The sequence below is a fragment of the Bacillus xiamenensis genome, assembly GCF_001857925.1.
Lineage (GTDB): Bacteria > Bacillota > Bacilli > Bacillales > Bacillaceae > Bacillus > Bacillus xiamenensis.
Genome location: NZ_CP017786.1, coordinates 2,214,451 through 2,238,654, shown reverse-complemented (window position 1 = coordinate 2,238,654; position 24,204 = coordinate 2,214,451). Strand labels below are relative to the sequence as shown.

The 24,204-nt window shown below is 43.1% G+C and carries 27 protein-coding genes; 3 read left to right on the top strand and 24 right to left on the bottom strand.

Features of this window, described 5'->3' with window-relative positions:
• Nucleotides 1–21: 21 nt before the first annotated feature.
• From BK049_RS11265 to BK049_RS11185, 17 genes are all read right to left on the bottom strand, one after another.
• The gene (locus tag BK049_RS11265) at nt 22–765 is read right to left on the bottom strand and encodes an arylamine N-acetyltransferase family protein (protein ID WP_071168525.1); all 744 of its coding nucleotides are present in this window, start codon (nt 763–765) and stop codon (nt 22–24) included.
• A gap of 40 nt (nt 766–805) precedes the next feature.
• Complete coding sequence (locus tag BK049_RS11260) at nt 806–1,063, bottom strand: HPr family phosphocarrier protein (RefSeq protein WP_008348124.1); 258 nt, start codon at nt 1,061–1,063, stop codon at nt 806–808.
• A gap of 26 nt (nt 1,064–1,089) precedes the next feature.
• Nucleotides 1,090–2,040: a DNA-binding protein WhiA gene (whiA, locus tag BK049_RS11255; protein WP_071168524.1), complete on the bottom strand. Its 951-nt coding sequence runs from the start codon at nt 2,038–2,040 to the stop codon at nt 1,090–1,092.
• A gap of 17 nt (nt 2,041–2,057) precedes the next feature.
• Complete coding sequence (locus BK049_RS11250) at nt 2,058–3,017, bottom strand: gluconeogenesis factor YvcK family protein (protein ID WP_008361083.1); 960 nt, start codon at nt 3,015–3,017, stop codon at nt 2,058–2,060.
• The gene (gene rapZ, locus BK049_RS11245) at nt 3,018–3,905 is read right to left on the bottom strand and encodes an RNase adapter RapZ (protein ID WP_071169225.1); all 888 of its coding nucleotides are present in this window, start codon (nt 3,903–3,905) and stop codon (nt 3,018–3,020) included.
• A gap of 39 nt (nt 3,906–3,944) precedes the next feature.
• On the bottom strand, nt 3,945–4,409 hold the full coding sequence (locus BK049_RS11240; RefSeq protein WP_008361087.1) for an 8-oxo-dGTP diphosphatase: 465 nt from the start codon (nt 4,407–4,409) through the stop codon (nt 3,945–3,947).
• Nucleotides 4,410–4,767: 358 nt separating this feature from the next.
• Nucleotides 4,768–5,718, bottom strand: a complete 951-nt coding sequence (gene trxB / locus BK049_RS11235) for a thioredoxin-disulfide reductase (protein WP_008361089.1) — start codon at nt 5,716–5,718, stop codon at nt 4,768–4,770.
• A gap of 234 nt (nt 5,719–5,952) precedes the next feature.
• Nucleotides 5,953–7,329 (bottom strand): C40 family peptidase, encoded by a 1,377-nt coding sequence (locus BK049_RS11230; RefSeq protein ID WP_071168523.1) that lies wholly within the window; start codon nt 7,327–7,329, stop codon nt 5,953–5,955.
• A 365-nt stretch (nt 7,330–7,694) separates the two neighbouring features.
• Nucleotides 7,695–9,155, bottom strand: a complete 1,461-nt coding sequence (locus tag BK049_RS11225; RefSeq protein ID WP_008361092.1) for a tetratricopeptide repeat protein — start codon at nt 9,153–9,155, stop codon at nt 7,695–7,697.
• 130 nt (nt 9,156–9,285) lie between these two features.
• Nucleotides 9,286–9,915, bottom strand: coding sequence for a bifunctional phosphoribosyl-AMP cyclohydrolase/phosphoribosyl-ATP diphosphatase HisIE (gene hisIE, locus BK049_RS11220; RefSeq protein ID WP_008361094.1), 630 nt, complete (start codon nt 9,913–9,915; stop codon nt 9,286–9,288).
• Nucleotides 9,912–10,670: an imidazole glycerol phosphate synthase subunit HisF gene (gene hisF / locus BK049_RS11215; RefSeq protein ID WP_071168522.1), complete on the bottom strand. Its 759-nt coding sequence runs from the start codon at nt 10,668–10,670 to the stop codon at nt 9,912–9,914. Before hisF ends, hisIE begins: the two co-directional genes overlap by 4 nt.
• Nucleotides 10,667–11,404, bottom strand: coding sequence for a 1-(5-phosphoribosyl)-5-[(5-phosphoribosylamino)methylideneamino]imidazole-4-carboxamide isomerase (gene hisA / locus BK049_RS11210; protein ID WP_008361099.1), 738 nt, complete (start codon nt 11,402–11,404; stop codon nt 10,667–10,669). Before hisA ends, hisF begins: the two co-directional genes overlap by 4 nt.
• The gene (hisH, locus tag BK049_RS11205; protein ID WP_071168521.1) at nt 11,401–12,039 is read right to left on the bottom strand and encodes an imidazole glycerol phosphate synthase subunit HisH; all 639 of its coding nucleotides are present in this window, start codon (nt 12,037–12,039) and stop codon (nt 11,401–11,403) included. Before hisH ends, hisA begins: the two co-directional genes overlap by 4 nt.
• Complete coding sequence (gene hisB / locus BK049_RS11200) at nt 12,039–12,623, bottom strand: imidazoleglycerol-phosphate dehydratase HisB (RefSeq protein ID WP_008361102.1); 585 nt, start codon at nt 12,621–12,623, stop codon at nt 12,039–12,041. The genes hisH and hisB overlap by 1 nt, the downstream gene beginning before the upstream one ends.
• 2 nt (nt 12,624–12,625) lie before the next feature.
• A complete protein-coding gene (hisD, locus tag BK049_RS11195; RefSeq protein ID WP_008361104.1) occupies nt 12,626–13,909 on the bottom strand; it encodes a histidinol dehydrogenase in 1,284 nt (427 codons plus the stop codon).
• Nucleotides 13,906–14,553 (bottom strand): ATP phosphoribosyltransferase, encoded by a 648-nt coding sequence (hisG, locus tag BK049_RS11190; protein WP_008361106.1) that lies wholly within the window; start codon nt 14,551–14,553, stop codon nt 13,906–13,908. Before hisG ends, hisD begins: the two co-directional genes overlap by 4 nt.
• The gene (locus BK049_RS11185; RefSeq protein ID WP_071168520.1) at nt 14,546–15,721 is read right to left on the bottom strand and encodes an ATP phosphoribosyltransferase regulatory subunit; all 1,176 of its coding nucleotides are present in this window, start codon (nt 15,719–15,721) and stop codon (nt 14,546–14,548) included. Before BK049_RS11185 ends, hisG begins: the two co-directional genes overlap by 8 nt.
• Nucleotides 15,722–15,953: 232 nt before the next feature.
• Here BK049_RS11185 and BK049_RS11180 point away from each other — a divergent pair, with 232 nt between their 5' ends.
• Nucleotides 15,954–16,748 (top strand): C39 family peptidase, encoded by a 795-nt coding sequence (locus BK049_RS11180; protein WP_008361109.1) that lies wholly within the window; start codon nt 15,954–15,956, stop codon nt 16,746–16,748.
• Between the two features lie 232 nt (nt 16,749–16,980).
• Here the strand turns inward: BK049_RS11180 and BK049_RS11175 are convergent, their stop codons facing one another.
• From BK049_RS11175 to hprK, 7 genes are all read right to left on the bottom strand, one after another.
• On the bottom strand, nt 16,981–17,622 hold the full coding sequence (locus BK049_RS11175) for an NAD(P)-dependent oxidoreductase (RefSeq protein ID WP_008358367.1): 642 nt from the start codon (nt 17,620–17,622) through the stop codon (nt 16,981–16,983).
• A gap of 87 nt (nt 17,623–17,709) precedes the next feature.
• Nucleotides 17,710–18,138 carry an Rrf2 family transcriptional regulator gene (locus tag BK049_RS11170; RefSeq protein ID WP_071168519.1) on the bottom strand — a complete coding sequence of 143 codons (429 nt, stop codon included), beginning with the start codon at nt 18,136–18,138 and terminating at the stop codon, nt 17,710–17,712.
• Between the two features lie 69 nt (nt 18,139–18,207).
• Nucleotides 18,208–18,726, bottom strand: coding sequence for an acyltransferase (locus tag BK049_RS11165; RefSeq protein WP_008358371.1), 519 nt, complete (start codon nt 18,724–18,726; stop codon nt 18,208–18,210).
• Nucleotide 18,727: 1 nt separating this feature from the next.
• Nucleotides 18,728–19,378, bottom strand: a complete 651-nt coding sequence (ppaX, locus tag BK049_RS11160) for a pyrophosphatase PpaX (RefSeq protein WP_071168518.1) — start codon at nt 19,376–19,378, stop codon at nt 18,728–18,730.
• Nucleotides 19,375–20,319, bottom strand: coding sequence for a nucleoside recognition domain-containing protein (locus BK049_RS11155; protein ID WP_008358373.1), 945 nt, complete (start codon nt 20,317–20,319; stop codon nt 19,375–19,377). The genes ppaX and BK049_RS11155 overlap by 4 nt, the downstream gene beginning before the upstream one ends.
• Nucleotides 20,320–20,335: 16 nt before the next feature.
• Nucleotides 20,336–21,160 (bottom strand): prolipoprotein diacylglyceryl transferase, encoded by an 825-nt coding sequence (gene lgt, locus BK049_RS11150; RefSeq protein ID WP_008358374.1) that lies wholly within the window; start codon nt 21,158–21,160, stop codon nt 20,336–20,338.
• 11 nt (nt 21,161–21,171) lie between these two features.
• Nucleotides 21,172–22,104, bottom strand: a complete 933-nt coding sequence (gene hprK / locus BK049_RS11145) for an HPr(Ser) kinase/phosphatase (protein ID WP_071168517.1) — start codon at nt 22,102–22,104, stop codon at nt 21,172–21,174.
• A 177-nt stretch (nt 22,105–22,281) separates the two neighbouring features.
• Between hprK and nagA the strand changes: the two genes are divergently transcribed.
• A complete protein-coding gene (gene nagA / locus BK049_RS11140) occupies nt 22,282–23,484 on the top strand; it encodes an N-acetylglucosamine-6-phosphate deacetylase (protein ID WP_008358376.1) in 1,203 nt (400 codons plus the stop codon).
• Nucleotides 23,471–24,196, top strand: a complete 726-nt coding sequence (gene nagB, locus BK049_RS11135) for a glucosamine-6-phosphate deaminase (protein WP_008358377.1) — start codon at nt 23,471–23,473, stop codon at nt 24,194–24,196. Before nagA ends, nagB begins: the two co-directional genes overlap by 14 nt.
• Nucleotides 24,197–24,204 lie beyond the last annotated feature (8 nt).

The following is a 24,204-nucleotide window of genomic DNA, read 5'->3' as shown; positions in this document are numbered from 1 at the left end:
GGGCTGTCTCTTTCATGTGGTTTATGGAAGCAGTTTTTGTACGTACTCCTCAAACGGTTGTGTGAGTGGTTTTTTTAATACTTCATCCTGTTCATGTGTGGTGACATGATCTTCTGTCACGACAACACGCCCTGTAGGTGTCAGCTTTGAAGCAAGTGGTCTTTTGTTAAAAGGCGAAGCTTCATTTTCATAAATCTCATGCCGGAGCTGCTCTAATGTCCCTTCACCGACTTCTTTTAATGTGAAAGCATAACCTGTCACAGCGCCCGCTCCCCTGTCCAATTGGAGTAAGTGGGTGCCTTTTTCTGTTTCCTCTGCTTTCACTCGAAAACGAATGGACGCTGCTTCCACCCATTCACCTGTAAAAGGCACAGGCTGAAGGGGGACATTCACACCAAACCCTGCATCAATGAGAAAAGGCTCGTGGTTCTGTTTAAGGACTATGGCTACATGCGTCCCATCAATTGCCCACTTCTCCGCTTCTTTGTGATACACGGTCCCTTGAACGAGCTGTACAATGAGGCCTGCCTCTTTTAACACATAATATAAAAGTGGATTAAGGTCATAGCAGAGCCCGCCTCTCTTTCCTTCAAGAAGATGCTGCTCCAGTCCTTCTTGATCCAAAGCATAGGAATGTTTATTGAGCACAGATCTATTTTCAAAAGGAAAGGTATAGGCCATCTTCCTGAGTACATCAGGCAACTGTTCAAACGTAATAGACTCGGCCTCGCAACCAATTTTCTGCAAAAAAGCTGTTTGGATCATCAACATCCCCTCCTGAAAAAAACTGAGCCTTTGAAGAGACTCAGTTTTCTTGATTGATAAAATCTGTTAACGCATCAATGGCTTCCTGTTCATCTGCACCATCTGCTATCAGTTTGACGGTAACCCCAGAGCTGATCGCAAGACTCATAAGCCCCATAATACTCTTTGCATTGACCTTTTTTCCATCTTTCTCTAGAAAAATATCAGCACCAAAGCGATTGGCTTCTTGAACGAACAAAGCAGCCGGACGTGCCTGTAAGCCTGTTTTCAGCTGAATTGTGACCGTTTTTTCCACCATATGATCTGCCTCCCTTTTTTATTTCCCTATTTGAGTGTAACAGCTTGTCCGTTTCTTAATTGTTCTGCAATTTGATCTAGCTTTCTTAGACGGTGGTTAATACCTGATTTGCTGATCTTGCCGCTTTCCACCATTTCGCCAAGTTCCTTTAGTGTGACTTCTTGGTAGTCAATACGCAGTTTCGCAATTTCACGCAGCTTATCCGGCAGGGCATCAAGTCCAATCTTTTCATCAATGAATTGAATGTTTTCGACCTGACGCAGTGAGGCACCGATTGTTTTATTCAAGTTTGCTGTTTCACAATTAACGAGCCGGTTCACGGAATTTCTCATATCTCGGACGATTCGCACGTCTTCAAAACGAAGCAATGAGTTATGAGCACCTACGACACTTAAAAACTCCGTAATTTTCTCAGCTTCCTTCATGTACGTAATATACCCTTTTTTGCGTTCAAGTGTTTTACTGTTGAGATGGAATTGATTCATCAGCTCACAAAGGGCATCATTATGTTCCTTGTATAGTGAAAAAATCTCAAGGTGATACGAAGAGGTTTCTGGGTTATTCACAGAACCGCCTGCTAAAAAAGCACCTCTCATATAGGAGCGCTTGCAGCATCTTTTCTTCACAAGTTCCTCTGAAATATTGCGCTCAAATACAAATTGTTCACCTAATATTTTTAAATCCTCTAAAATCGGTTTCGCTCGTTCTACCAGTCTGACAATATATACATTATTCTTCTTTAATCTCATTTTTTTACGAACGAGCAGCTCGACTGTGACATCGTATTTCTTTTTCAACAGGGTATAAATACGTCTTGCAATGGCTGCGTTCTCTGTCTGTATATCTAAAATCAATTTTCGATTAGAGAAAGATAATGAACCGTTCATACGGATGAGGGCAGAAAGCTCTGCTTTTGTGCAGCAGTCCTTCACGTCCAGATTAGTCAGCTCTTTTTTTGTTTCGGATGCAAATGACATCCTTGCCACCCCCATTCCTATTTTTTCTGATGCAGCAGTTCGACGAGCAGTGAGGCTACTTTCAGCGTATCGTGACGAATGACATTCTGATCATATGTAATGATTTCTCCACGGATGACTTCTAGTCCCATGGCTTCGAGTACATCAGTGTCGAATTGTACAGGCTGCGCCTGCTCTTCTGCATATTTTGCTTTGATTTCTTCTGGAATTTCTTTATTGTTTACAAAAATCGTATCAATAAATGGCCGGGCCATATGATCGTTTAGTGCCTGCACATGATCAGCTGCACTGTAGGAAAGCGTTTCCCCTGGCTGCGTCATGACATTGCAAATATACACTTTTTTCGCCTTAGACCGAATCACTTCTTCTCCAATATGCGGGACAAGCAGGTTGGGCAAAATACTGGTATACAAGCTGCCAGGACCGATGACGATCAAATCAGCCTCACGGATGACTTGAATAGATTCGGGCAGCGGTTCAATCGTATCAGGTGTAAGAAAGACTCGTTTAATTCGTTCACCATAGGTCGGAATTTTCGATTCTCCTGTCACCACTTGCCCGTTTTCTAATTCTGCATGAAGAACAACACTTGAATTCGCTGCTGGCAATACTTTCCCTCTCACATTTAAGACCTTGCTCATTTCAGTGACGGCATGAAAAAAATCACCGGTTATATTTGTCATGGCCGCAAGAATGAGGTTTCCGAGAGAGTGGCCTGTTAAGTCATTCCCTTTATTAAAACGGTGCTGAAATAGATCTTCAACAAGCGGTTCAACATCAGAGAGTGCCGCAAGTACATTTCGAATATCGCCTGGGGGCGGAATATTCAAATCATGACGAAGTCTCCCTGAGCTGCCTCCATCATCAGCAACCGTCACAATGGCGGTAATGTCCACTGGCTTTGTTTTTAGCCCTCTGAGTAAAACAGATAAGCCAGTGCCGCCGCCAAGAATGACAACCTTTGGTAGTGTCGTCATCTATTTTCTACTTCTCTTCTCAATGTCCCGGTGAGTGACATGTGTATAGTAATCGTTTTTAAAATACTCCGCTAAATAGTTGGCTAGCGTTACGGAGCGATGCTGGCCGCCTGTACAACCAATGGCGATCACAAGCTGGCTTTTCCCTTCTCGTTTATAAGACGGAAGCATAAAGCTGAGAAGGTCGATTAATTTCTCCGTGAATTTTTGCGTTTCACTCCACTTCATGACATAGGAGCGTACTTCTTCATCATTTCCAGTCTGTGGACGCATACTCTCGATATAGTAGGGATTCGGTAAGAATCTCACATCAAATACAAGATCAGCATCAATCGGCAGACCATATTTAAAGCCAAATGACATGACATTCACTGTAAACACCTGCCCCTGATTCGTGGCAAAGTGTGTGACAATCTTTTCTCGAAGCTGTTTTGGTTTCAAATCCGATGTATCAAAAATCATTTGAGACCGGCCCTTTAACTCCTCTAACAGCTCGCGCTCCATGGCAATCCCTTCAAGCGGCAGACCTGTTGTCGCAAGCGGATGCGAACGTCTCGTTTCTTTGTATCTTGAGACAAGCACCTTATCGTTTGCATCTAAAAAGAGAACCCTTGGTGTAATCCAGCCAATATCGTTCATATCATCTAAAGCAGCAATTAAGCTATCAAAGAATTCGCGTCCACGCAAATCCATCACAAGGGCTACCTTGCTCATCTTTGAATTGGATTCCTTCATGAGCTCTAGAAATTTCGGTAAAAGTGATGGCGGTAAGTTATCCACACAGAAGTAGCCTAAGTCTTCAAAACTTTGGATGGCAACGGTTTTCCCCGCACCTGACATCCCTGTTATAATCACAAGCTGAATATCATCTTGTTTGTGCGTATTCATGCCTGCTCCCTCTCCTTCTTTATGAAAACGGTTCATATATTAGTCTCCTTGAGGATCTAATCGATAAGCAATCAGCTCAAAATCTGGTGTATACGTAAAGGTACCGTGAAGAAGTCCTTTTCCTTTCAGCATGAAATCAAGAATATGGGAATCTCCAGGAGCCATTGGCAAACTAGGTACATCCTTTACGTCATGCCATTTTAAAATACCTTCCTCCGACTCTGACACGTTATTCCCAGTAAAAGAATCTGCCATAAAGGTGAACATCATCCACTCTTGAACAATTTGGTCGCCTTCTTTTATGATAAAGGTAAACACACCTTTTAGCTGCGGATTTAAAATATAAATACCTGTTTCTTCTCTAAACTCTCGAACGACTGAATCCTTGACCGATTCTCCGCTCTCCATTTTGCCGCCAGGTGCTACCCACCAGCCGCGTCTTGGCTTTTGCAGCAAGAGAACTTGATCTTCGTGATGCAGCACACAATTGGTTACTCGTTGCATCAGCTGTCACCTACTCTTTTATGTCTTTTTCTTATTATACAGGTTCATCCTGACTCCCACAATGAACATGCCCGTTCTTCACCGAAAACAGATAGGATTTCGTCTGAATGATGTAACGGGCAGTTTCTCTACTCTTTATTTTACAACATCTAGCGGGTCTCCATGCGTCATTTGTGAACATCTCGTGAATTTCTGTTTTTATGCAAAAAAAAAGGACACGGATTCACATCCGTGCCAAACATGTATTCCTTATAAAAGGGGGTCAATTACTAATTTTATCATAACGGATAATTGTTTCACCCGTGTTACATTCCAGTTAAAAGCCCGTGACGCAATATTAAGGATTTACGACAGCTGTTTATTTCATTGCCTTTAGCTTTTCAGCAAGCTCTTCTACATAATGCTGTGCACTCTGTGCTGCAATACTGCCGTCACCTGTTGCTGTGACAATTTGACGAAGTGTTTTTTCGCGAATATCGCCCGCTGCGAAAATGCCTTCCACTTTTGTTTCCATTCTTTCGTTTGTCTCGATGTAGCCTTCTTCATTTGTAATCCCTAGATTTTCAAATGGTTTAGACAGTGGCAGCATACCGATGTAAATAAAGACGCCATCTGTTTTGAACACTTCTTCCTCACCTGTCACAGTATCAATTAATGTCACACTGCCGACTTTCCCGTTTTCTTCATTGATCTCTTTGACGGTTTTATTCCACATGAAGTCGATTTTTTCATTATCAAATGCTCGTGCTTGTAAAATGCTTTGAGCACGAAGTTTGTCGCGTCTATGGACAATCGTTACTTTTGACGCAAAGCGTGTGAGGTAAACACCCTCTTCTACCGCAGAGTCTCCGCCGCCGATGACCACAAGCTCTTTGTTTTTAAAGAAAGCACCATCACATACCGCACAGTAGGATACGCCGCGGCCGCCAAGTTCTTTTTCACCTGGTACACCGATTTTTTTGTATTCAGCACCTGCCGCAATAATGACAGAGCGTCCTTTGTATTCTTTTGAACCGGCTTTGACGATTTTGTACTCTTCACCGTCAACAATTTCTTTAATATCACCGTATGCATATTCCGCACCGAATTTCTTCGCATGCTCAAACATTTTATTTGAAAGTTCCGGCCCTAAAATGCTTTCAAAGCCAGGATAGTTCTCGACATCTTCCGTATTTGCCATTTGTCCGCCTGGAATGCCTCTTTCAATCATGAGTGTTGAAAGATTTCCCCTTGATGTATAAACAGCGGCTGTCATTCCGGCAGGACCCGCTCCAATGATGATCGTATCGTAAATTTTTTCTTCTGACACAACTGTCACTCCCTCTTCAATTGCTGCTAGCATTTCTTATTAGAATGCCCTTGGGTGATGCTTCCATTCATGACAGAGAGCATCAATTCCATTCATAGCTTTTATTCCTTACCCATATCCTATAAAATCTGCGGGTAATAAGCGAATCATTTGCTCATATCTTCAAAAAAAGAAAAAGCTTCCTTAAACTGCTGTTTAAGGAAGCCTGTTTACGGTTATATAAAAAGTAATGATTTATTCAACGACTCTTCTGACAACGCCATTGAAATATCTCTTCCAATAAGGATTACTCATTGAATCAACTGAAACGCCATGGGAGCTGTTATCATTCAAGAATGTACCGTTTCCTAAGTAAATACCAACGTGTCCATTTACTTTATACGTATCAAAGAACACTAGGTCTCCGCGTTTCATATCAGATGCACTTACAGCTCTTCCTTTACCTACAAGCGTATCTGTTGTTGTACCGCCAACTGGTCCAAGGTTAATACCTGCTGATGCGAATGCCCAGCGAACGAATGAAGAACAGTCAAAACGACGTGCGTTGATATCAGCTTGTGATCTGCCGCCACCCCATTTATATGGAGATTGTCCAACAATGCTAGAACCTGTGCTGATTGCGCCTTCGATTCCGCCTACGTTATTGCTGACAGGTGATCCACCGCCAGAAGATGGCTTCTTGCTTGGTGAACTGCTGTTGTTGTTATTAGAAGGACCACTGTTATTTGAAGACGAGCCGCCGCTATCGTTATTAGAGCTGTTGTCGTCCGTTTGAACACTTGCTTGACGCTGCTGTTGTCTTTGTACTTTTTCTTCTGCTGCTTTTTGAGCAGCTTCTCTTGCTTCTTTTTCAGCTTGTTTTTGAGCAGCAATCGTTGCGTCTTTTTCAGATGCAATGCTGTCAGCCTCGCTGCTTAACTCGCTGATTGCAGAAGAAGCACTTCCTTTTTGCTTTTTCACTTGCTTGAATAGCTTGTCTTTTTCATCAAGCTGTTTATTCAAGTCTGATTGAAGTGTTTCAAGCTTTGCCAGTGTCGTTTGAACATTTTCAAGCTTTGTGTTGAGTTCGTTTTCCGACTTTTGAAGCTCCGCTTTGTCTCTTTCTTGTTCTTTAATGATTTCGCTGTCTGCGTTGATTAATGTAGATACAGCACCTGCACGGCTAATGAAATCGCTAAAGCTTTTTGCTCCTAGTAATACATCTATGTATTTCGTAGAACCGCCGCTTTCTTGAAGCGCACGCACACGCTTTTTCAAGAATTCGTTTCTTTCTTCGATCCGTTTTTCTGTATCAGCAATTTCTTTTTTCAGTGCTTTGATTTCTTTTTTTGTTTTTTCGTTTTCTTTTTGTTTTTCTTCGATTTGATCACTTGTTTTTAAAGCTTTTTCGTCAATTTCTTTTAGCTTTAGCGCAAGTGCTTCTTGTTTTGCTTCAAGCTTAGAAAGCTCTTCTTTTTTCTTTTGAAGATTTTTGTTAACCTCAGATTGCTTGCTGTCTAGTTCTTGTTTCTTTTGTTCAAAGTTCTGTGCATTTGCTTCATGAGTAAATGGGATAAATAAACCGCTCGCTCCAATCACAGAAGCTAAACCGAAAGTCATAAACTTTTTCACGTATAAGTTCCTCCTTTGACAATTTCCCAAGTGACATAAGAAAGCAACAAATTCTCTGCGACCAATCTGTGCTTTCCATGTCTTTCTTCCTGATGATTCAGTCAGATGTTGACCAGATTGTTTCTATCACTAGGTGTTGCATTATGTATAGTAAAATATTTAAATATATGTCTTTGTTTTAATCCACGAGTTTCATTATACATGACACATCGACAAAATGAGCTAATATTTTTATTACATTTATGTTTCAAATAGATGTCGAGATTGTCATACTTCGCCAAATCCTAGCAAATCCCACCTTTTTATCCAAGAAAAAAGCATGACCTTTTTGGCCATGCTGCTGTTATCTGAATCTATTTACCTATTCAAATCATGAACGTACAAATGACACGCTCATATTTGGACAGTGTTTGAACACTGATCTGAAAAGAGGCTGCGATCTCTTTTTTGCTGACAGCTGCTTCTTCTTGTTCATTCATCCATAGATAATAAGAAGCCGCTGCCCACGCAATGGCATTTTTCTTCTCTACGCCTGAAGCGCGTGCTTGCTGAATAATATGGAATAACCAAAAATATGGCATGTGGCTATCAGGCTGCACCGCTTCTTCCAAAGCAGATGCCGCCTGTTTTGCGAAGACCGCATCTTCTGAAAAAGATCGTTCTTCCATTTGATCTTCATATAAAAGCAGCTCAATGAACTGCTGTTCAAAGGCTGTTTTCGCTGCGCGGGCATCGAGAACAGATTGTAAGACGTCACGTTCACCTTTTTGTTTGCTGACATAGTACGCAGTGAGCCGTTCCTCAATTGAGACCATTGGCTCAGTATCCTCTGGTTTATCTTGCCACGGTTTGATTTCATCCGCATCAATATCTTCTTCCACCATCTTATCCCAGACGGTTTGCGCCAGCGTTTTGTGACCCGTGTGATAGGCTGCACTTGCCAGCCAGTATAAAAACGTACTATCTCCGTGGAAACCTGTTTTATACAAAGAATATAGCCATTTAAACGCCCATTCAAATTCTCCAACGAGGGCAAATGTTGCACCAAGCTTATAACGCTGTTCACTTAATATTGGATACACGTGCGTTAATTGCTTTGCTAACATGTTGACCTTTTCTTCTTCTTTTTCATAATGATAGAAAACAAGCTGGTTACAAAGGGCATGCAGATTACCGGGATTTTCATGAAGGACCCGGTTCAATATCTCTTTTGCCTGATGGATCTGACCAGAATAAAAATAGGCCAAAGCGAGATTATTATACGCTGACCAAAATTCTGGATACTCAACAATCATCTGTTCTAGCATCTCAATCGCTTCATCAAGCCTGCCGCTTTCCAGCAAATGGTTGGCTTGATCCTGCTTCACAATCAGATCATCCTGATCATAAGGAAAATCTTCATCAACATCGTCACTCATATCAAGCAGATCGAGGAGATCGTCATTTTCATCTGCAAATTCCCCGTCTTCTTCCAGCGCAGCATAAGCAGTAGCGGACTTATATGCTTCTTGAAACAGTCCGAGATTGGCATAGTTATTTGCTTTAAAATAGTGACACTCTGACATGTTCTCATCCAAGTGTTCCAGGATAAAATCAAGCAGTTCATTTGATTGTTGGTAATGACCCATTTCAGTATAAATGATCGCAAGCTGTGACAACATTTCTACATTTTCAGGCTCAAGTACAATCGCCCGTTGGATGAGCTTGCTTGCCCTAGATAAATTTCTTTCTCTATATGCTTTTAGACCTTTATGAAAAAAGTAATGCCCATCTTGAAATAGCTGGACGACTTGTGTGTGATTATTTTGAGAAGTGTATTTACTCACCGATACCCTCCATTTCGAACAGTGTACCGAGTGTAGTATAACATACTTCACGAGTCGTCACATAGAACAAAAGGAAAGGAAGGATTTGTTTTTCATTCAAAAGTAAAAAGCCGAGGATATCCCCGGCTTTTCATTCCCCTTGATGGCGCTTTTTCAATACCTTTAATACATCATCAAGCGGCAGCTGCTGTTCACGTAATAACACAAGAAGGTGATACAGAAGGTCAGCTGTTTCCCATTTCAATTCTTCTTGATCACGGTTCTTCGCGGCAATGATGACCTCTGAAGCTTCTTCCCCCACCTTTTTCAGGATTTTATCGACCCCTTTTTCAAAAAGGTAGGTTGTATAAGCTCCTTCTGGCATTTCCGCCTGACGCTTTGCAATGACCTGTTCAAGTTCATTTAAAATGGCAAAGCGATCCTGCTCTTCCCTTTGCCGCTTCACGTCTTCTTCCGAAAAACAGCTATAACTGCCAGTATGGCACGCTGGCCCACTTGGTGTAACAAGCACAAGCAGAGCGTCTTGATCACAGTCGTAGCGAATGGATGTGACTTTCTGGGTGTGTCCAGATGTCGCTCCTTTGTGCCAAAGCTCATTTCTCGACCGGCTATAAAACCATGTTTCACCTGTCTCTAACGTTTTTTCATAGGATTCTTGATTCATATATGCCAGCGTCAATACTTCCTTACTTTGAACATCCTGTACAATCGCAGGAATGAGGCCTGCGTCATTAAATGTTAATTCGTGTGCCTGTTTCATCTTACCTTCACCCCGTGTTCTCTCAAGTATGTCTTCACCTCTTGAATGGAGGTTTCTTTATAATGGAAAATAGAGGCTGCGAGTGCGGCATCAGCTGCACCTTTTGTAAATGCCTCGAGCATATGCTGCGCATTGCCAGCACCTCCTGAAGCAATGACTGGCACTGTGACTGCTTCTGACACAAGCCTCGTCAGACGATGATCAAAGCCCGTTTTCTCACCATCGGCATCCATGCTTGTCAGCAAGATCTCTCCCGCTCCTCTCAGCACAGCTTCTTTCGCCCACTCACTCACTTCTAAATCCGTTTGACGGCGTCCTCCGTGCGTATAGACCATGTAAGCTTGTTTCTTTTCATCGTATTTCGCATCAATCGCCACAACAATACATTGAGAACCAAAAAAGTCGGCTCCTTCTGTTATTAGCTCCGGTCTTAAAACAGCCGCTGTGTTCACAGACACCTTGTCTGCCCCCGCTCTTAATATACGCTTCATGTCATCAAGGTGGTTAATCCCGCCGCCCACAGTGAATGGAATAGCAAGAGTGGACGCAACTTGTTTCACCACATCCACCATCGTTTTTCGTCCTTCATGAGAGGCAGATATATCAAGAAAGACGAGTTCATCCGCACCTTCCTCGTCATAGATCTGCGCTAATTCTACCGGATCACCAGCATCTTTTAAGCCCAGAAATTGGATCCCTTTGACAACACGCCCTTCCTTCACATCAAGACATGGAATGATTCGTTTTGTCATCATAAGCTGTCAAGCCCTTCAAACGCTTCAGCTAACGTAAATTGCTTTGTGTACAGCGCCTTGCCAATAATCGCACCAGACACACCTGTCTGTTTTTGCGCTGACAGCTTTTGTAGATCACGAACAGCACTGACACCACCTGAGGCAATGACTTGTTTGCCGGTCGCTTCTGCTAAGCGAACTGTACTTTCCACATTTGGACCAGACAGCATGCCATCCATTTGAATATCGGTGAAAATAAAGACCTCTGCGCCTTCCTTTGCTAATTCCTTGCCGAGTTCCTCTGCTTTTACTTCCGACGTTTCAAGCCAGCCTTCAGTCGATACAAAACCGTTTCGTGCATCAATGCCAATCGCTATTTTCTCGCCATATTGTGACAGCATCTTTTTCACAAAGTCTGGGTTAGACACAGCCGAGCTGCCAAGGATGACTCTAGATACACCATTGCTTAAATAAAATGCAACGTCTTCTTCTGTCCGAATGCCGCCGCCAATTTGGACATTCACATCTAAGGCGGAAGCAATCGCCAGCACATGCTCATGGTTGACGCGCTTTCCTGCTTTCGCGCCATCTAAATCAACAAGATGAATCCATTTTGCGCCTTCATTTGCAAATAATCTGGCCATGTCTAGCGGTGAATCTCCATAAATGGTTTCTTGATCATAATCTCCTTGCACGAGTCGTACACATTTGCCATTTCTCATATCAATCGCTGGATATAATGTAAATTCACTCATTTGCTCACCCTCTGTTCGTTTGCTAATTGAATAAACCGTTTGAGCAGTGCCATTCCTGTTGTACTGCTTTTTTCAGGGTGAAACTGCGTTCCAAACACATTCCCCTTCCCAACAACTGTTGGTACTTGTACACCATACGCCGCACTTGCCAATTGTTCTTCTGGATTCATGTCACTCACATAATAAGAGTGGACAAAATACGCAAAGCCTTCAGACACTCCGTCAAATAACGGGGACGGCTGGTGAAATGTGAGCTCGTTCCAGCCCATATGAGGCACCTTCAGCCTTTGCCCATCCTGATCAAGATCCTTTAAAAGAACGATACGTCCTTTTAAAAGACCCAATCCTTTTGTTTTCCCTCCTTCTTCGCTTTCTTCAAACAACAGCTGCATGCCAAGGCAAATGCCAAATAACAGCTTTCCTTCCTGCACGACTTGGTGAATAAACGCTTCAAGTCCTGTCTGTTTTAACAGCTGCATCGCATCACGAAACGATCCCACACCAGGCAAAATATAAGCATCTGCCTTTTTAAGCTCCTTCACCTCAGAGGACACGATATAAGCGGCGCCTGCTCGTTCCAGTGCTTTTGATACGCTAAACAAATTCCCCATTCCATAGTCAATGACTCCGATCATTAGAGCATCCCCTTTGTCGATGGAATCCCTTTCACACGTGGATCAATGGTTGTTGCTTCATCTAAGGCACGTGCCATCGCTTTAAAAATGGCTTCAATCATATGGTGAGTATTGGTTCCGTAGTGCACAATCACATGAAGATTGATCCGTGCTTCAAGAGCAAATTTCCACAGAAACTCATGAACCAGCTCCGTATCAAATGTGCCAACCTTTTGGCTTGGGAAAGCGGCTCTCATTTCCAAATGAGGACGATTGCTTAAGTCGACGACGACCTGAGCAAGTGTTTCATCCATTGGAACAAAGCTCGATCCGTACCGTTTGATTCCTTTTTTATCACCAAGCGCTTCTTTAAACATCTGACCAAGCACAATGCCGATATCTTCTGTTGTGTGGTGATCATCAACCTCCGTATCTCCTTTCGCATCTACGGTTAAGTTAAAATGTCCGTGCTTCGTGAATAAGTCGAGCATGTGCGTCATAAAAGGAACATCTGTCTGAATATCTGCTTTTCCTTCCCCATCAATCTCTAAGGCCAATGAAATGTTTGTTTCATTTGTTTGTCTCGTTGTTTCCGCCTGTCTCATTTTCATTCCTCCCGCTTTCTCGCTTCAATCGACCTTGCATGTGCTTCAAGTCCTTCTAATCTGGCAAAAGCCGCTATGCTGTCCCTATGTGTTTCAAAGGCTTCTTTGCTATATGAAATGATGCTTGTTTTCTTTTGGAAATCAGTGACGCCCAGCGGACTAGAAAATCTAGCCGTTCCGTTTGTTGGCAGCACATGATTCGGCCCTGCGAAGTAATCACCCACCGGCTCTGGGCTATAGCGCCCTAAGAAAATCGCCCCTGCATGTTTGATTTGACCTAGTAGTGATTCTGGATACGCCGTGAGTACCTCTAAATGCTCTGGTGCTAACTGGTTCACGACGTCTACTGCACGCTCCATTGATTCTGTCACATAAATACGGCCATGATCTTGAATGGATTGTGCTGCGATTGATTTTCTTGGCAAAGTGTCCAGCTGTGCATCCACCTCTGCTTGCACTTCCTCAGCAAGCGCTTGAGACGGTGTCACTAAAATACTGGATGCCAATGCATCATGCTCTGCCTGTGAAAGCAAATCAGCTGCCACCTCATGTGCAGCTGCCGTTTCGTCAGCTAGAACGGCAATTTCACTTGGACCTGCAATCATATCAATGTCTACCTGACCAAATACTTCCCGCTTGGCCAGTGCTACATAAATGTTTCCTGGACCTGTGATTTTATCAACAGGCTGAATGTTGTCCGTTCCATATGCAAGTGCCGCAATCGCCTGAGCACCACCCATTTTGTACATTTCTGAAATGCCCAGCTCCTTCGCGGCAACTAGGACGGCGTCAGATAGACGGCCATCTTTCCCTGGTGGTGTCACAAGGACAATTCGTTCAACACCAGCGACAAGTGCCGGGATCACATTCATTAAGACAGATGACGGATAGGCAGCTGTTCCGCCCGGGACATACACACCGACCGCATCAAGCGGGGTCACCTTTTGTCCGAGCATCGAGCCGTCCTTTTGGTGATAAAACCAAGAGGATGTCAGCTGACGCTCGTGATAAGTTCGAATATGCTTGATAGCCGTTTGGATAATCTGAACCATCTCTTTGTCCAAACGCTCGTAGGCTTTTTTCATTTCATCCTCTGTGACAAGCGGATGTTCAATCGACACACCATCAAATTGCTTCGTAAAAGACCGTACAGCGTCGTCACCGTTTTTTCTCACTTCTTCAATAATGCGCTGAACAGTCTGACGCTGCTCTTCCGTCCCTGTATCTAAAGACCGCTTAAGAGAGAGATTGTTCGTCTCACCTTCTTTTATGTAGGTGATATTCATGATGATTCCTCCCCTTCTCCTTCGATGATTCTTGCCAGACGCTGCGCCATTTTATCAATCACCGCATCCTTCATTCGGTAGCTCACAGGATTGACAATAAATCGTGATGTAATGTCACAAATATGCTCTGTTTCCACAAGTCCATTTTCCTTAAGCGTTTGACCTGTGGAAACAATGTCAACAATTCGATCGGCAAGCCCGATGAGCGGCGCTAATTCAATGGAACCATTTAGCTTAATGATCTCAACCTGCTCACCTTGTTCTCTAAAATAGGACGAGGCTACGTTTGGGTACTTCGTTGCCACACGCGGCGCGACTCCGCCCCAGCTGGCTCCTGGCAATCCGGCTACAGCTAAATGACATTTGCTGATGTTTAAATCGAGCACCTCGTACACATCACGAGCTTCTTCAAGCATGACATCCTTCCCTGCAATGCCCACATCCGCCACACCGTGCTCTACATATGTCGTCACATCCATTGGCTTGGCTAAAATAAAGCGGAGGTTTTCTTCCGGTACATCAATGATTAATTTTCTGGAATCCTCGAATTCCTCCGGCAGCTGATACCCCGCCTGTCTTAACAGCCCTGCTGCTTCTTCAAATATCCGGCCCTTTGGCATTGCCATCGTCAACACTTTACCCATTCTGCTCTTCCTTTCTAGCACCGATAAAATAAGTCACTTGTTCAAATGCCTTGGTCATTGCGTCAATATTTTCGATACCCGCTAAGTCTTGCAGGACGATCTTTTTGCCCTTTGACCGCTCTTTTTCTGCAAAAGCAAATGCTTCAAATCTCTGCTCTTTACTAAAAATCACAGCCTCTTGCGGCTCATGCATTTCTTTGGCGTCAAGGGCCTCAAGAAGACGGTCTAAACGAAGACCGAACCCTGTAGCTGGTGCGGGTGCATCAAAGTGAGCAAGCAATTGATCGTACCTTCCTCCACTTCCAATGACAGACCCAACATGATCTGCAAATACTTCAAACAAAATCCCCGTGTAGTAGCTCATATGACTGACCATACTCAAATCCAAACGAATATATTCTGTACAGCCGTAATCCTCGAGTGTTTCCCAAAGCGCCTTTAACTCTGCAAGCACCTCTTTCCCCTCTTGTGACACCACGATCTCCTCTGCCCGCTGGATCACTTCCTGCCCGCCGCGCAGCTCCAAAAGCTGCAGCAGTCTCGTTTTATCAATAGATGAGAGTGACAATTGTTTCACATGCTGCCTGTATCCCACATAATTCTTTTCATATAAAAAACGGCGCAGTACGTTCGCACGTTCTGTATTTCCAAGTACATCTAAAAACAACGTTTCTGCCAAAGCAACATGACCGATCGCTATTTTAAAGGATTGAAGCCCGGCATTTTTTAATGCAAATACGACAAGCGCGATAACTTCAGCATCTGCACTAATCGAACCATCACCAATTAATTCAATTCCGACCTGCTCAAACTCAGATGGTCTTCCTCCTTCTCTTTCCTGCGCCCGAAACACATTGGCTGCATAACCGACGCGAAGGGGATACGCCTGTTCATGAAGCTTTGAAGCCGCGACTCTCGCAATCGGCCCCGTCATATCAGGTCTAAGCACAAGGGTTTGACCATTTTGATCAAGAAGCTTAAACAGCTGTGTATCTGTAATCGCCGATTGAACACCGACTGTATCGTAAAATTCAAGCGTTGGCGTCTCCATCAAACGATAACCCCAACCATACATCACCTCTGTTAATGAATGTCTCACTTTTTTCTTCGTCTCATACAATCCTGGTAATGAATCGCGCATACCATATGGTTTCTCAAACATAAACATGTTCCTCTGCACCTCCAACACTTTAAAACAAAAAATTCCGAATCCTTTAGTTCGCTAATATGATAATATGCTAACAAAATAAAGTGATTAAATCAATCATTTTTATTCTTCCCTTTTTTCTTTAATCATTTGTTCATATATTACATTAAAATGACACTTGAATCTTTTCGGTCTGTTTGCTTTTCGAACATGCTATAATACATAAAAATATTGAATAACACAGGAGATTACAGTGAAATTCATCCAGACATTAATCTTAACCTTGTTGTGCGCATCCCTTGTTTATTTCGGCTTTATTTATGTTTCACAAATGAACCAAGTCAAGAAAACCACTTCGTCGCAAGAAGAAGCCAAAGAAAAAGAGAACGATACCGCACTAGCAGCAAAAGAAACACGTTCAACGAAAAAAACAGATTCCACAACCCATACATTAAAAGGAAGCAAAAAAGCCATGGACGTCATCCTCTACAATCAAATGGATGCACCAAGGCTTTATAATGGATGCGAGGTCACAAGCCTAGCGATGCTGCTTCATTACAGCGGCTATAAAGAAGTGACAAAAAACACATTGGCAAATGAGATCAAGCGTGTTCCGCTCAATTATGAGAATGGCTTAAAAGGAAACCCTGAAGACGGGTTTGTAGGAGATATGGAAAACGGACCAGGTCTTGGTGTGTACCATGGACCCATTTATCAGCTTGCGAAAAAATATGCAGGTAATCAAGCCGTCGACTTAACGGGAAAGTCAGTCAAAAAAGCCATCTATGAATCACTTGAAAAAGGCTATCCTGTCTGGGTCATTACGACATCGACCTTTGCCAAAACAGATAACATCGAAACATGGAATACACCAAATGGAAAAATAGATGTCAGCTTTAAAATGCATAGCGTAGTGATCACAGGCTACGACAAAGAACACGTCTACTTGAATAACCCATACGGAGAAAAGAACCAAAAAGTCGATCGCGATCAATTTGAGGAGTCTTGGAAACAGATGGGCAGTCAAGCGGTTATCATCAAAACATAAAACCCCGCTCTTCAGCGGGGTTCAGATTGTTGACAAAGGGCTAAAATGATCTTTATTTTAGCCCTTTGTCTTCTTTTCAGCGTGACATGAAAACCTTTGCAGTCTAGGAAGGACGAGTACCGGCGTGGAGCGAATTTGACATTCGTGAGCACCGGCACGCAGGACTGACAAAGAATGCGAGGGTTTGTCTTCACGCTGAAAACCCCGCTCTTCAGCGGGGTTTTTTCTCTTCTTATTCAGCTTCAGATACAACCGTAAATCGTTCTCCAACATGGGCAGCCTGCTCAATTTCATCAACCAGCGCAATGGCGTAGTCGGCATAGCTCACATAGCTGTCACCCTTCGAATTGACAATGAGATGATCTTTGCCTTTCACATAAGAACCAGTTCGTTTGCCTTCTGGATTAAAGAATGCTGCTGGACTAAGAAATGTCCATTTTAACCCTTTGGAATTTTGAAGATCTTTTAAGTTTTCGCCTTGCTTTGACGAAGTAGCGAAGTATTCCTTTGGAAACTCTGGTGTGTCCATAAGTCTTGTGGTTTTCGCCTCATCAACAAATAAACTGCCAGCACCGCCTACCACGATTAAACGCGTGTCTGGTGCCTCTTTCAATATATCAATCAGCTTTTTCCCAGCTTCTACATGAAGGTGCTCTTGTCCAGCTGGTGCACCAAATGCATTCACGATGACATCAAAACCTTTGATGTCTTCTGCCTCCAAGTGGAACACATCCTTCTCTAAAACGGCTGCTGATGAACCTGTCATCTTTTGTGCATCTCGAACAATTGCAGTTACTTCGTGTCCTCTTGATTGAGCCTCTTTTAAAATTTCCTGTCCTGCTTTACCTGTTGCGCCAATGATTCCAATTTTCATGTGAATTCCTCCTACAATCTGGTTTAATTTTTACATCTAGAGGTGTAACAAAAACAGTTACAACAGAGGTAAAAAAAATTGAATAAATCATCCAATTTTTTTGATTAACACCTGCGTTAGTTCACTCAATTTGATCTCAGCCAGCACTTGCTCCATCGCACTTTGGGCACGGCACAGAATTAATTCAAGCACCGCTTGAATATTTGCACCGATCGGACAGTCAGGGTTCGGGCTTTCATGAATTTGAAACAATTCTCCCTCATCCACAACTTCAACCGCTTTATACACATCGAGCAGTGTGATGTCTTCTTCACTGCGATTCAACTGTGAACCACCTTTGCCAAGACTCGTTGAGATCAGGCCTGCTTTTTTTAATTTACTCATGATACGGCGAATGACCACTGGATTTGTATTGACACTTCCTGCGATATCCTCCGATGTCTGTAATGATCCTTTTTCAAGTGATAGCAAGGCCAGAATATGGACAGCGACAGTAAATCTGCTGCTGATTTTCATGTTTTCTCACCTCTGTTGTAATCATTATAGTTACACCATGTCAGAATGTCAATAAAAAAGTCTGCCGAGCTACTCAGCAGACGTAGATTGACGTGCTTCCATTTCTTCTTTCGTATAAATCATGCGCATTGGATTACCTCCAACAAAAGAGCCTGCCGGGACGTCTTGATGCACAAGCGTACCCGCCGATACGATAGCACCATCACCGATCGTCACTCCGGGCAGAATGGTTGAATTTGCTCCAATTAAGACTTCATCACCAATATAGACTTCCCCAAGCCTATACTCTTTAATCAAATATTCATGTGCCAAGATCGTCGTGTTATAACCAATCACACTATTTCGACCAACCGTGATTTTCTCGGGGAACATCAGATCGACCATCACCATTAAGGCAAACGCTGTATCATCTCCGACTTTCATGCGGAGAAAGGTTCGATAAATCCAATTTTTCATCCCCATAAAAGGCGTATAACGTGCCATTTGAATAAAGATAAAGTTTTTTATCACCTTGAGAAAGGGGACCGTCCGATAGACTTGTCTAAGTGAATTGACCCCTTTGACAGGATAACGATCTGTTTTTCTCAACTTAATCAGCTCCAACAATCGCCAAGAGATCACTCATTTTCTGCAGCATGTAATCAGGGCGATGCTTTAAAAGGGCTTCTTCTCCCTTAATAGACCAAGCGACACCTGCTGTTTTCGTTCCTGCCGCTTGTCCAGACAAAATGTCGTGATAATTATCACCGACCATTATGGCCTCATGCGGGTCACTGCCAAGCTTGGATAACGCCAGCTGGACTGGTTCTGGATGCGGCTTCTCGTTTTGTACATCATCAAGTGTGACAATCACCTCAAAGAATGGCTCCAAACCTGTCAGCTTCAATCCCATTAAGACCGTATCACGTATCTTCGTTGTCACAATTCCGAGCTTAAATCCTCGATCCTGAAGAATTTTTAACGTATCTAAAACCGTCTCATACTCCGTCACAAGCAGATCATGCTGTTCATGATTAAACGTCCGGTACATCTGAATCATGTCATCCGTCAGATTCGGGTCCATCGCAGAGAATGTATCAAACAGCGATGGACCAATAAAGTGAAGGATATCCTCACGGCTGTACTGACCAGGGTAATAATGATCCAGCGTATGCTGAAATGATGCAATAATTAATTCATTTGTATTGATTAACGTGCCATCTAAATCAAATAGCACGGTGTTGATGGTTGATTCGTTCATATGGCTTCCTTTCTAACAGCTGCATGTTCCCGCTTCCGCCAAAAATAGCTAATGGCAGCTGTCAATAAAATAGCAGAAATCAGGCGGATCAGAAGCAGCGGCCATACTGGAATACCTAATGGAATGAAAATCAGTGTATCTTCGACCACCGCATGACAAGCAACGAGGAAAATGAAAGCAAGGGTTAAATCCTTTTTGCTGACGCCGTCCTCTTCCACTGCCTTCATCATCACGCCTGCCCCGTAGGCCAAACCAATGGTTAAACCAGCCACCATCGTCATAGACGTATTTTCTTTCATTCCAAGCATTCTAGTAAATGGAGACAGCCACTTAGACAGCGTATGAAGCCATCCTAAGTCTCTCATCAATTGAATGATGATCATGAGAGGGATGACAATACAAGCCAGTTGGAGCACACCAAGAACGGCTTTCTGTAAAGCAAGGAAAACGATCATATGCCAGCTTGAAGGCACATCAGCTGTCTGAGCTGCTGTAAGCAAACCATATTGCGCCGGCTCCTGGCCTCCCTGCCAAACGAGATGAATGACAATCGCTGAAACAACGGCAAGACTGATTCTGACTAACAAAATAACAGACACCCGTAGTCCAACCTTCGCCGCCACTGTCGATTCAATCATCAGGTTGTGACAAAAGGATAGCATGACCGCTAAAATGAAGACTTCCTTCACAGGTAGCTCTAATGTCAAGATAGCTGCAATACCCGCATACAAGTTCAGCATATTTCCTAATACAAGCGGAATAGCTGCCTCCCCTGAAAGGCCCAATAGCCCCATAAACGGACGGATAAATTGGATGATCCAATCCATGACAGGCGTATGCTGCAAGATGCTGACGAGAATGGTAACCGGAAAAATGACTTTTCCAAGTGTCCAAGTCGTCGATAGCCCTGCTTTCAAGCCATTTTTCCATGTCTCTCTCATCTCTTATCCCCCCTGCTTAATTTGATGAGTTGTTCTCTTTATACGGTATAGATGCGTAGCCCTTGATTCTTCTATACACAATCAACAAAACGGCCACGGCGAATATGACAATTGAAATCATCTGCGCAATTCGAAGGTGCTCTGTCAGCATTAAGCTGTCTGTTCTCATGCCTTCAATGAAGAAACGGCCGATTGAATACCAGATTAAATAAGACAAGAACATTTCGCCTCTGCGCAGCGATGTTCTGCGTAATAAGATGAGAATTACAACGCCGGCAAGATTCCATAATGATTCGTATAAGAACGTCGGGTGATAGTAGGTTCCATCAATATACATCTGATTAATAATAAACTCAGGCAGGTGTAAATTCTCTAAAAAGGCTCTTGAAACAGCCTCACCATGCGCTTCTTGATTAATAAAATTCCCCCAGCGTCCAATCGCCTGCCCTAGTAAAATACTAGGCGCTGCCACATCGGCGATTTTCCAAAAGGACACTTTTCTCACTCTTGTAAAGACGATCGCTGTCAGCACTGCACCTATCAGTCCGCCATGTATGGCAATTCCGCCATTCCAAATCTTTATGATTTCATTTGGATGCTGCTGATAGTAATCCCATTCAAAGGATACATAATAAATTCGTGCACAAATAATGGCGATAGGAATGGCAAATAAAATTAAATCAATAAACGTATCTTTATTGATGCCTCTTTTTTCACATTCCCTGAGTGCGAGCCAGAGGCCAAGCAAGGCTCCAACCCCTATGATCACACCGTACCAATGAACCGAAATAGGTCCGAGCTGAAAAGCAATCGGATCAATTGGTTGAATTGCTTCATTCATATAGACAACTCCTATTCATCCTGGCCATTGTCTTCAATGACATCGGCAAGTTTACTTGTAAATTGTTCCGCTGCATTATGCCCCATTCGTTTCAACCTGAAGTTCATCGCAGCTACCTCAATAATGACCGCTAAATTTCGTCCTGGACGTACAGGGATCGTCAGCTTTGGTACATCCGTATCGATGATCCGCATCTTCTCTTCCTCAAGCCCTAAACGATCATACTGTTTGCCTTGTTCCCACAGTTCAAGGTTCATCACAATCGTAATTCTCTTATAGCTTCTGACAGCGCCTGCTCCAAATAAGGTCATCACATTAATAATGCCTAATCCACGGATTTCTAGAAGGTGCTCAATCAGCTCTGGTGCGCTCCCAACTAGCGTATCCTGATCCTCTTGACGGATTTCCACGCAGTCGTCTGCAACCAGCCTGTGTCCCCTTTTCACAAGCTCTAAGGCTGTTTCACTTTTTCCTACACCGCTTTTACCTATTAACAAAACACCCACACCATATACATCTACAAGGACACCATGAATTGCGGTCGTTGGTGCAAGCTTGCTTTCTAAAAAGTTTGTTAATCGACTCGAAAGCCTTGTCGTTTTTAAGCTTGATCGTAAAACCGGCACGCCATTTTCATTGGATGCTTCAATTAATTCCTTCGGCACTTCACGATCTCGTGACAAAATGATGGCAGGGGTAATATCTGTACAAAGAGACATCATTCTCTGCTTTCGTTCGCGTTCTGGGAGTTGTTCAAAAAAGGAAAGCTCTGTCTTCCCTAAAAGTTGAACTCTTTCTTTTGGATAATATGTAAAATATCCAGCCATTTCAATACCTGGTCTGGAAAGATCACTGATTGTAATGGGACGATTAATCCCTTCTTCCCCACTTATCAGCTCAAGATGAAATTGTTCCATTATGTCCTTCGTACGAACTTTCGGCACGCTTCTTCCTCCTTTTATCACAGGCGTTTCAGAAATACAGCTCTATTTTATCACTTTCAATGATGAACCCAAAACAGTATTTTATCCTGATCCTGTTTCACAAGCTCGAGTGGTATAGACAACTATACTTAAAAAGGGTACACTAAAGCTAAAGACAACGAATAAGGGGGCACAAACATGAGCAGCTCTTTATTGCTCTCCAATATTCATATTGTGACAAAGACAGAAATCATTGAACGCGGTTTTGTCGGTTTACGCGATGGCAAGATCGACTATATTTCAACATCTCCACCGACAGGAAATTATGAAAAAGTATATATTTCCCGGGAAAACTTTTATTTACTTCCCGGAATGATTGATATTCACATTCACGGCGGTTACGGTGCAGACATGATGGATGCGACACCAGAAGCCATGAATACACTTGCTGATCACTTACCCTCAGAGGGAACGACAAGCTTTTTAGCGACAACCATTACACAAAACCATCAAGAGATTGAGCATGCTCTTAAAAATGTCGCTCTGTGGAAACCCGATAACGAGAAGCAGGCCGGAAGTCAGGCACAATGTTTAGGAATTCATTTGGAAGGTCCTTTTATTTCTAAAGATAAAGCTGGGGCACAGCCTGCCCAATGGATTAAACAGCCTGATCTCCCGCTTTTCGAAAAATGGCTTCATGCATCTGAACAGCTGATTCAAATTGTCACATTTGCACCTGAGGAAGATACTGATTTTGCTTTCCTTTCCATGCTGCAAGAAAAAAACATTATTCCTTCTATTGGACATACGAATGCTGATCATGCCATGATTGAACGAGCAGCAAAGCACGGTGCACGCCATGTGACGCATCTTTATAATGCGATGAGTTCGTTTCAGCATCGTGAACCAAGCGCGGCAGGTGCTGCTCTTACAAACGAGAAACTCTTTACTGAGCTGATTACCGATGGCATTCATTCACATCCTCTTTCCGTAAAGCTAGCATATCTGGCAAAAGGGAGTGAACGTTTGATCATGATTACAGACTCCATGCGCGCAAAAGGGCTAGGAGAAGGAACATACGAATTTGGCGGTCAAACTGTCACAGTCAGAGGTGAACAAGCATTGCTGGCAGACGGTACACTTGCAGGATCGATCTTACGTATGAAAGATGGAGTCAAACAGATGAGACAGGTCACGCATTGCGGATGGACAGAGATTGCTAAGATGACCTCGACAAATGCAGCCAGTCAGCTAGGTCTTGAAGATCAGCTCGGTTCAATTGAAGTTGGGAAACTGGCAGACTTGGTCATTTGGGATGATTCTGGCGAACTGATGATGACGATCTGCCGAGGACAAATTGTCTTTGAAAAAAGGAGGCAAATGACTGATGAACATCATTGAATTTGCGGATAAAGATCAATTAGGAAAAGAAGCTGCTGCCTTCATTGCACGTACCATTAAATCCAAAGCAGATGCGGTGCTCGGTCTGGCAACTGGCGGTACTCCTATCGATACTTACAAAGAGTTAATTCGGCTGCATCAAGCAGAAAAATTGTCTTTCAAACAAACAAGAACAGTGAATTTGGATGAATACGTAGGACTTGATCCAAATCATGAAAATAGTTATATGACCTACATGAGGCGTCATTTATTTGACCACATTGACCTCCCAAAGGATCAGTATTTCCTTCCTAATGGCGCTGCATCTCAATTGGAAGAAGAGTGCTTAAGATACGATCAGCTCATTGAAGATTTAGGGGGCATAGATCTTCAGCTTCTTGGCATTGGGCAAAATGGACATATCGGGTTTAACGAACCTGGTACTCCCTTCGATTCAAAAACGCACGTTGTCCAATTAGATGAACATACCCGCAAGGCCAATGCAAGATACTTTTCTTCTATTGATGAAGTGCCTACACATGCGATCACAATGGGTATTGCGAGCATTCTTTCAAGCAAAAAAATTCTGCTTCTTGCATCAGGAAAATCAAAGGCGGAAGTGATACAATATTTAGAACAGACGGATGTTCATCCAGACTTCCCTGCATCTGCCTTGAAACTTCATCAAGATGTGACGATTTTTATTGATCGAGAAGCTGGTTCACTACGCTAAACACGAGA

Coding starts and splice junctions, on each gene's coding strand:
- BK049_RS11265 (WP_071168525.1), bottom strand. CDS start 765: ATGATCCAAACAGCTTTTTTGCAGAAAATTGGTTGCGAGGCCGAGTCT.
- BK049_RS11260 (WP_008348124.1), bottom strand. CDS start 1,063: ATGGTGGAAAAAACGGTCACAATTCAGCTGAAAACAGGCTTACAGGCA.
- whiA (WP_071168524.1), bottom strand. CDS start 2,040: ATGTCATTTGCATCCGAAACAAAAAAAGAGCTGACTAATCTGGACGTG.
- BK049_RS11250 (WP_008361083.1), bottom strand. CDS start 3,017: ATGACGACACTACCAAAGGTTGTCATTCTTGGCGGCGGCACTGGCTTA.
- rapZ (WP_071169225.1), bottom strand. CDS start 3,905: ATGAATACGCACAAACAAGATGATATTCAGCTTGTGATTATAACAGGG.
- BK049_RS11240 (WP_008361087.1), bottom strand. CDS start 4,409: ATGCAACGAGTAACCAATTGTGTGCTGCATCACGAAGATCAAGTTCTC.
- hisIE (WP_008361094.1), bottom strand. CDS start 9,915: ATGAAACAGGCACACGAATTAACATTTAATGACGCAGGCCTCATTCCT.
- hisF (WP_071168522.1), bottom strand. CDS start 10,670: ATGATGACAAAACGAATCATTCCATGTCTTGATGTGAAGGAAGGGCGT.
- hisA (WP_008361099.1), bottom strand. CDS start 11,404: ATGAGTGAATTTACATTATATCCAGCGATTGATATGAGAAATGGCAAA.
- hisH (WP_071168521.1), bottom strand. CDS start 12,039: ATGATCGGAGTCATTGACTATGGAATGGGGAATTTGTTTAGCGTATCA.
- hisB (WP_008361102.1), bottom strand. CDS start 12,623: ATGAGACAGGCGGAAACAACGAGACAAACAAATGAAACAAACATTTCA.
- hisD (WP_008361104.1), bottom strand. CDS start 13,909: ATGAATATCACCTACATAAAAGAAGGTGAGACGAACAATCTCTCTCTT.
- hisG (WP_008361106.1), bottom strand. CDS start 14,553: ATGGGTAAAGTGTTGACGATGGCAATGCCAAAGGGCCGGATATTTGAA.
- BK049_RS11185 (WP_071168520.1), bottom strand. CDS start 15,721: ATGTTTATGTTTGAGAAACCATATGGTATGCGCGATTCATTACCAGGA.
- BK049_RS11175 (WP_008358367.1), bottom strand. CDS start 17,622: ATGAAAATTGGAATCATTGGCGCAACAGGTAAAGCAGGACAGGAAATT.
- BK049_RS11170 (WP_071168519.1), bottom strand. CDS start 18,138: ATGAAAATCAGCAGCAGATTTACTGTCGCTGTCCATATTCTGGCCTTG.
- ppaX (WP_071168518.1), bottom strand. CDS start 19,378: ATGAACGAATCAACCATCAACACCGTGCTATTTGATTTAGATGGCACG.
- BK049_RS11155 (WP_008358373.1), bottom strand. CDS start 20,319: ATGAGAGAGACATGGAAAAATGGCTTGAAAGCAGGGCTATCGACGACT.
- lgt (WP_008358374.1), bottom strand. CDS start 21,160: ATGAATGAAGCAATTCAACCAATTGATCCGATTGCTTTTCAGCTCGGA.
- nagA (WP_008358376.1), top strand. CDS start 22,282: ATGAGCAGCTCTTTATTGCTCTCCAATATTCATATTGTGACAAAGACA.
- nagB (WP_008358377.1), top strand. CDS start 23,471: ATGAACATCATTGAATTTGCGGATAAAGATCAATTAGGAAAAGAAGCT.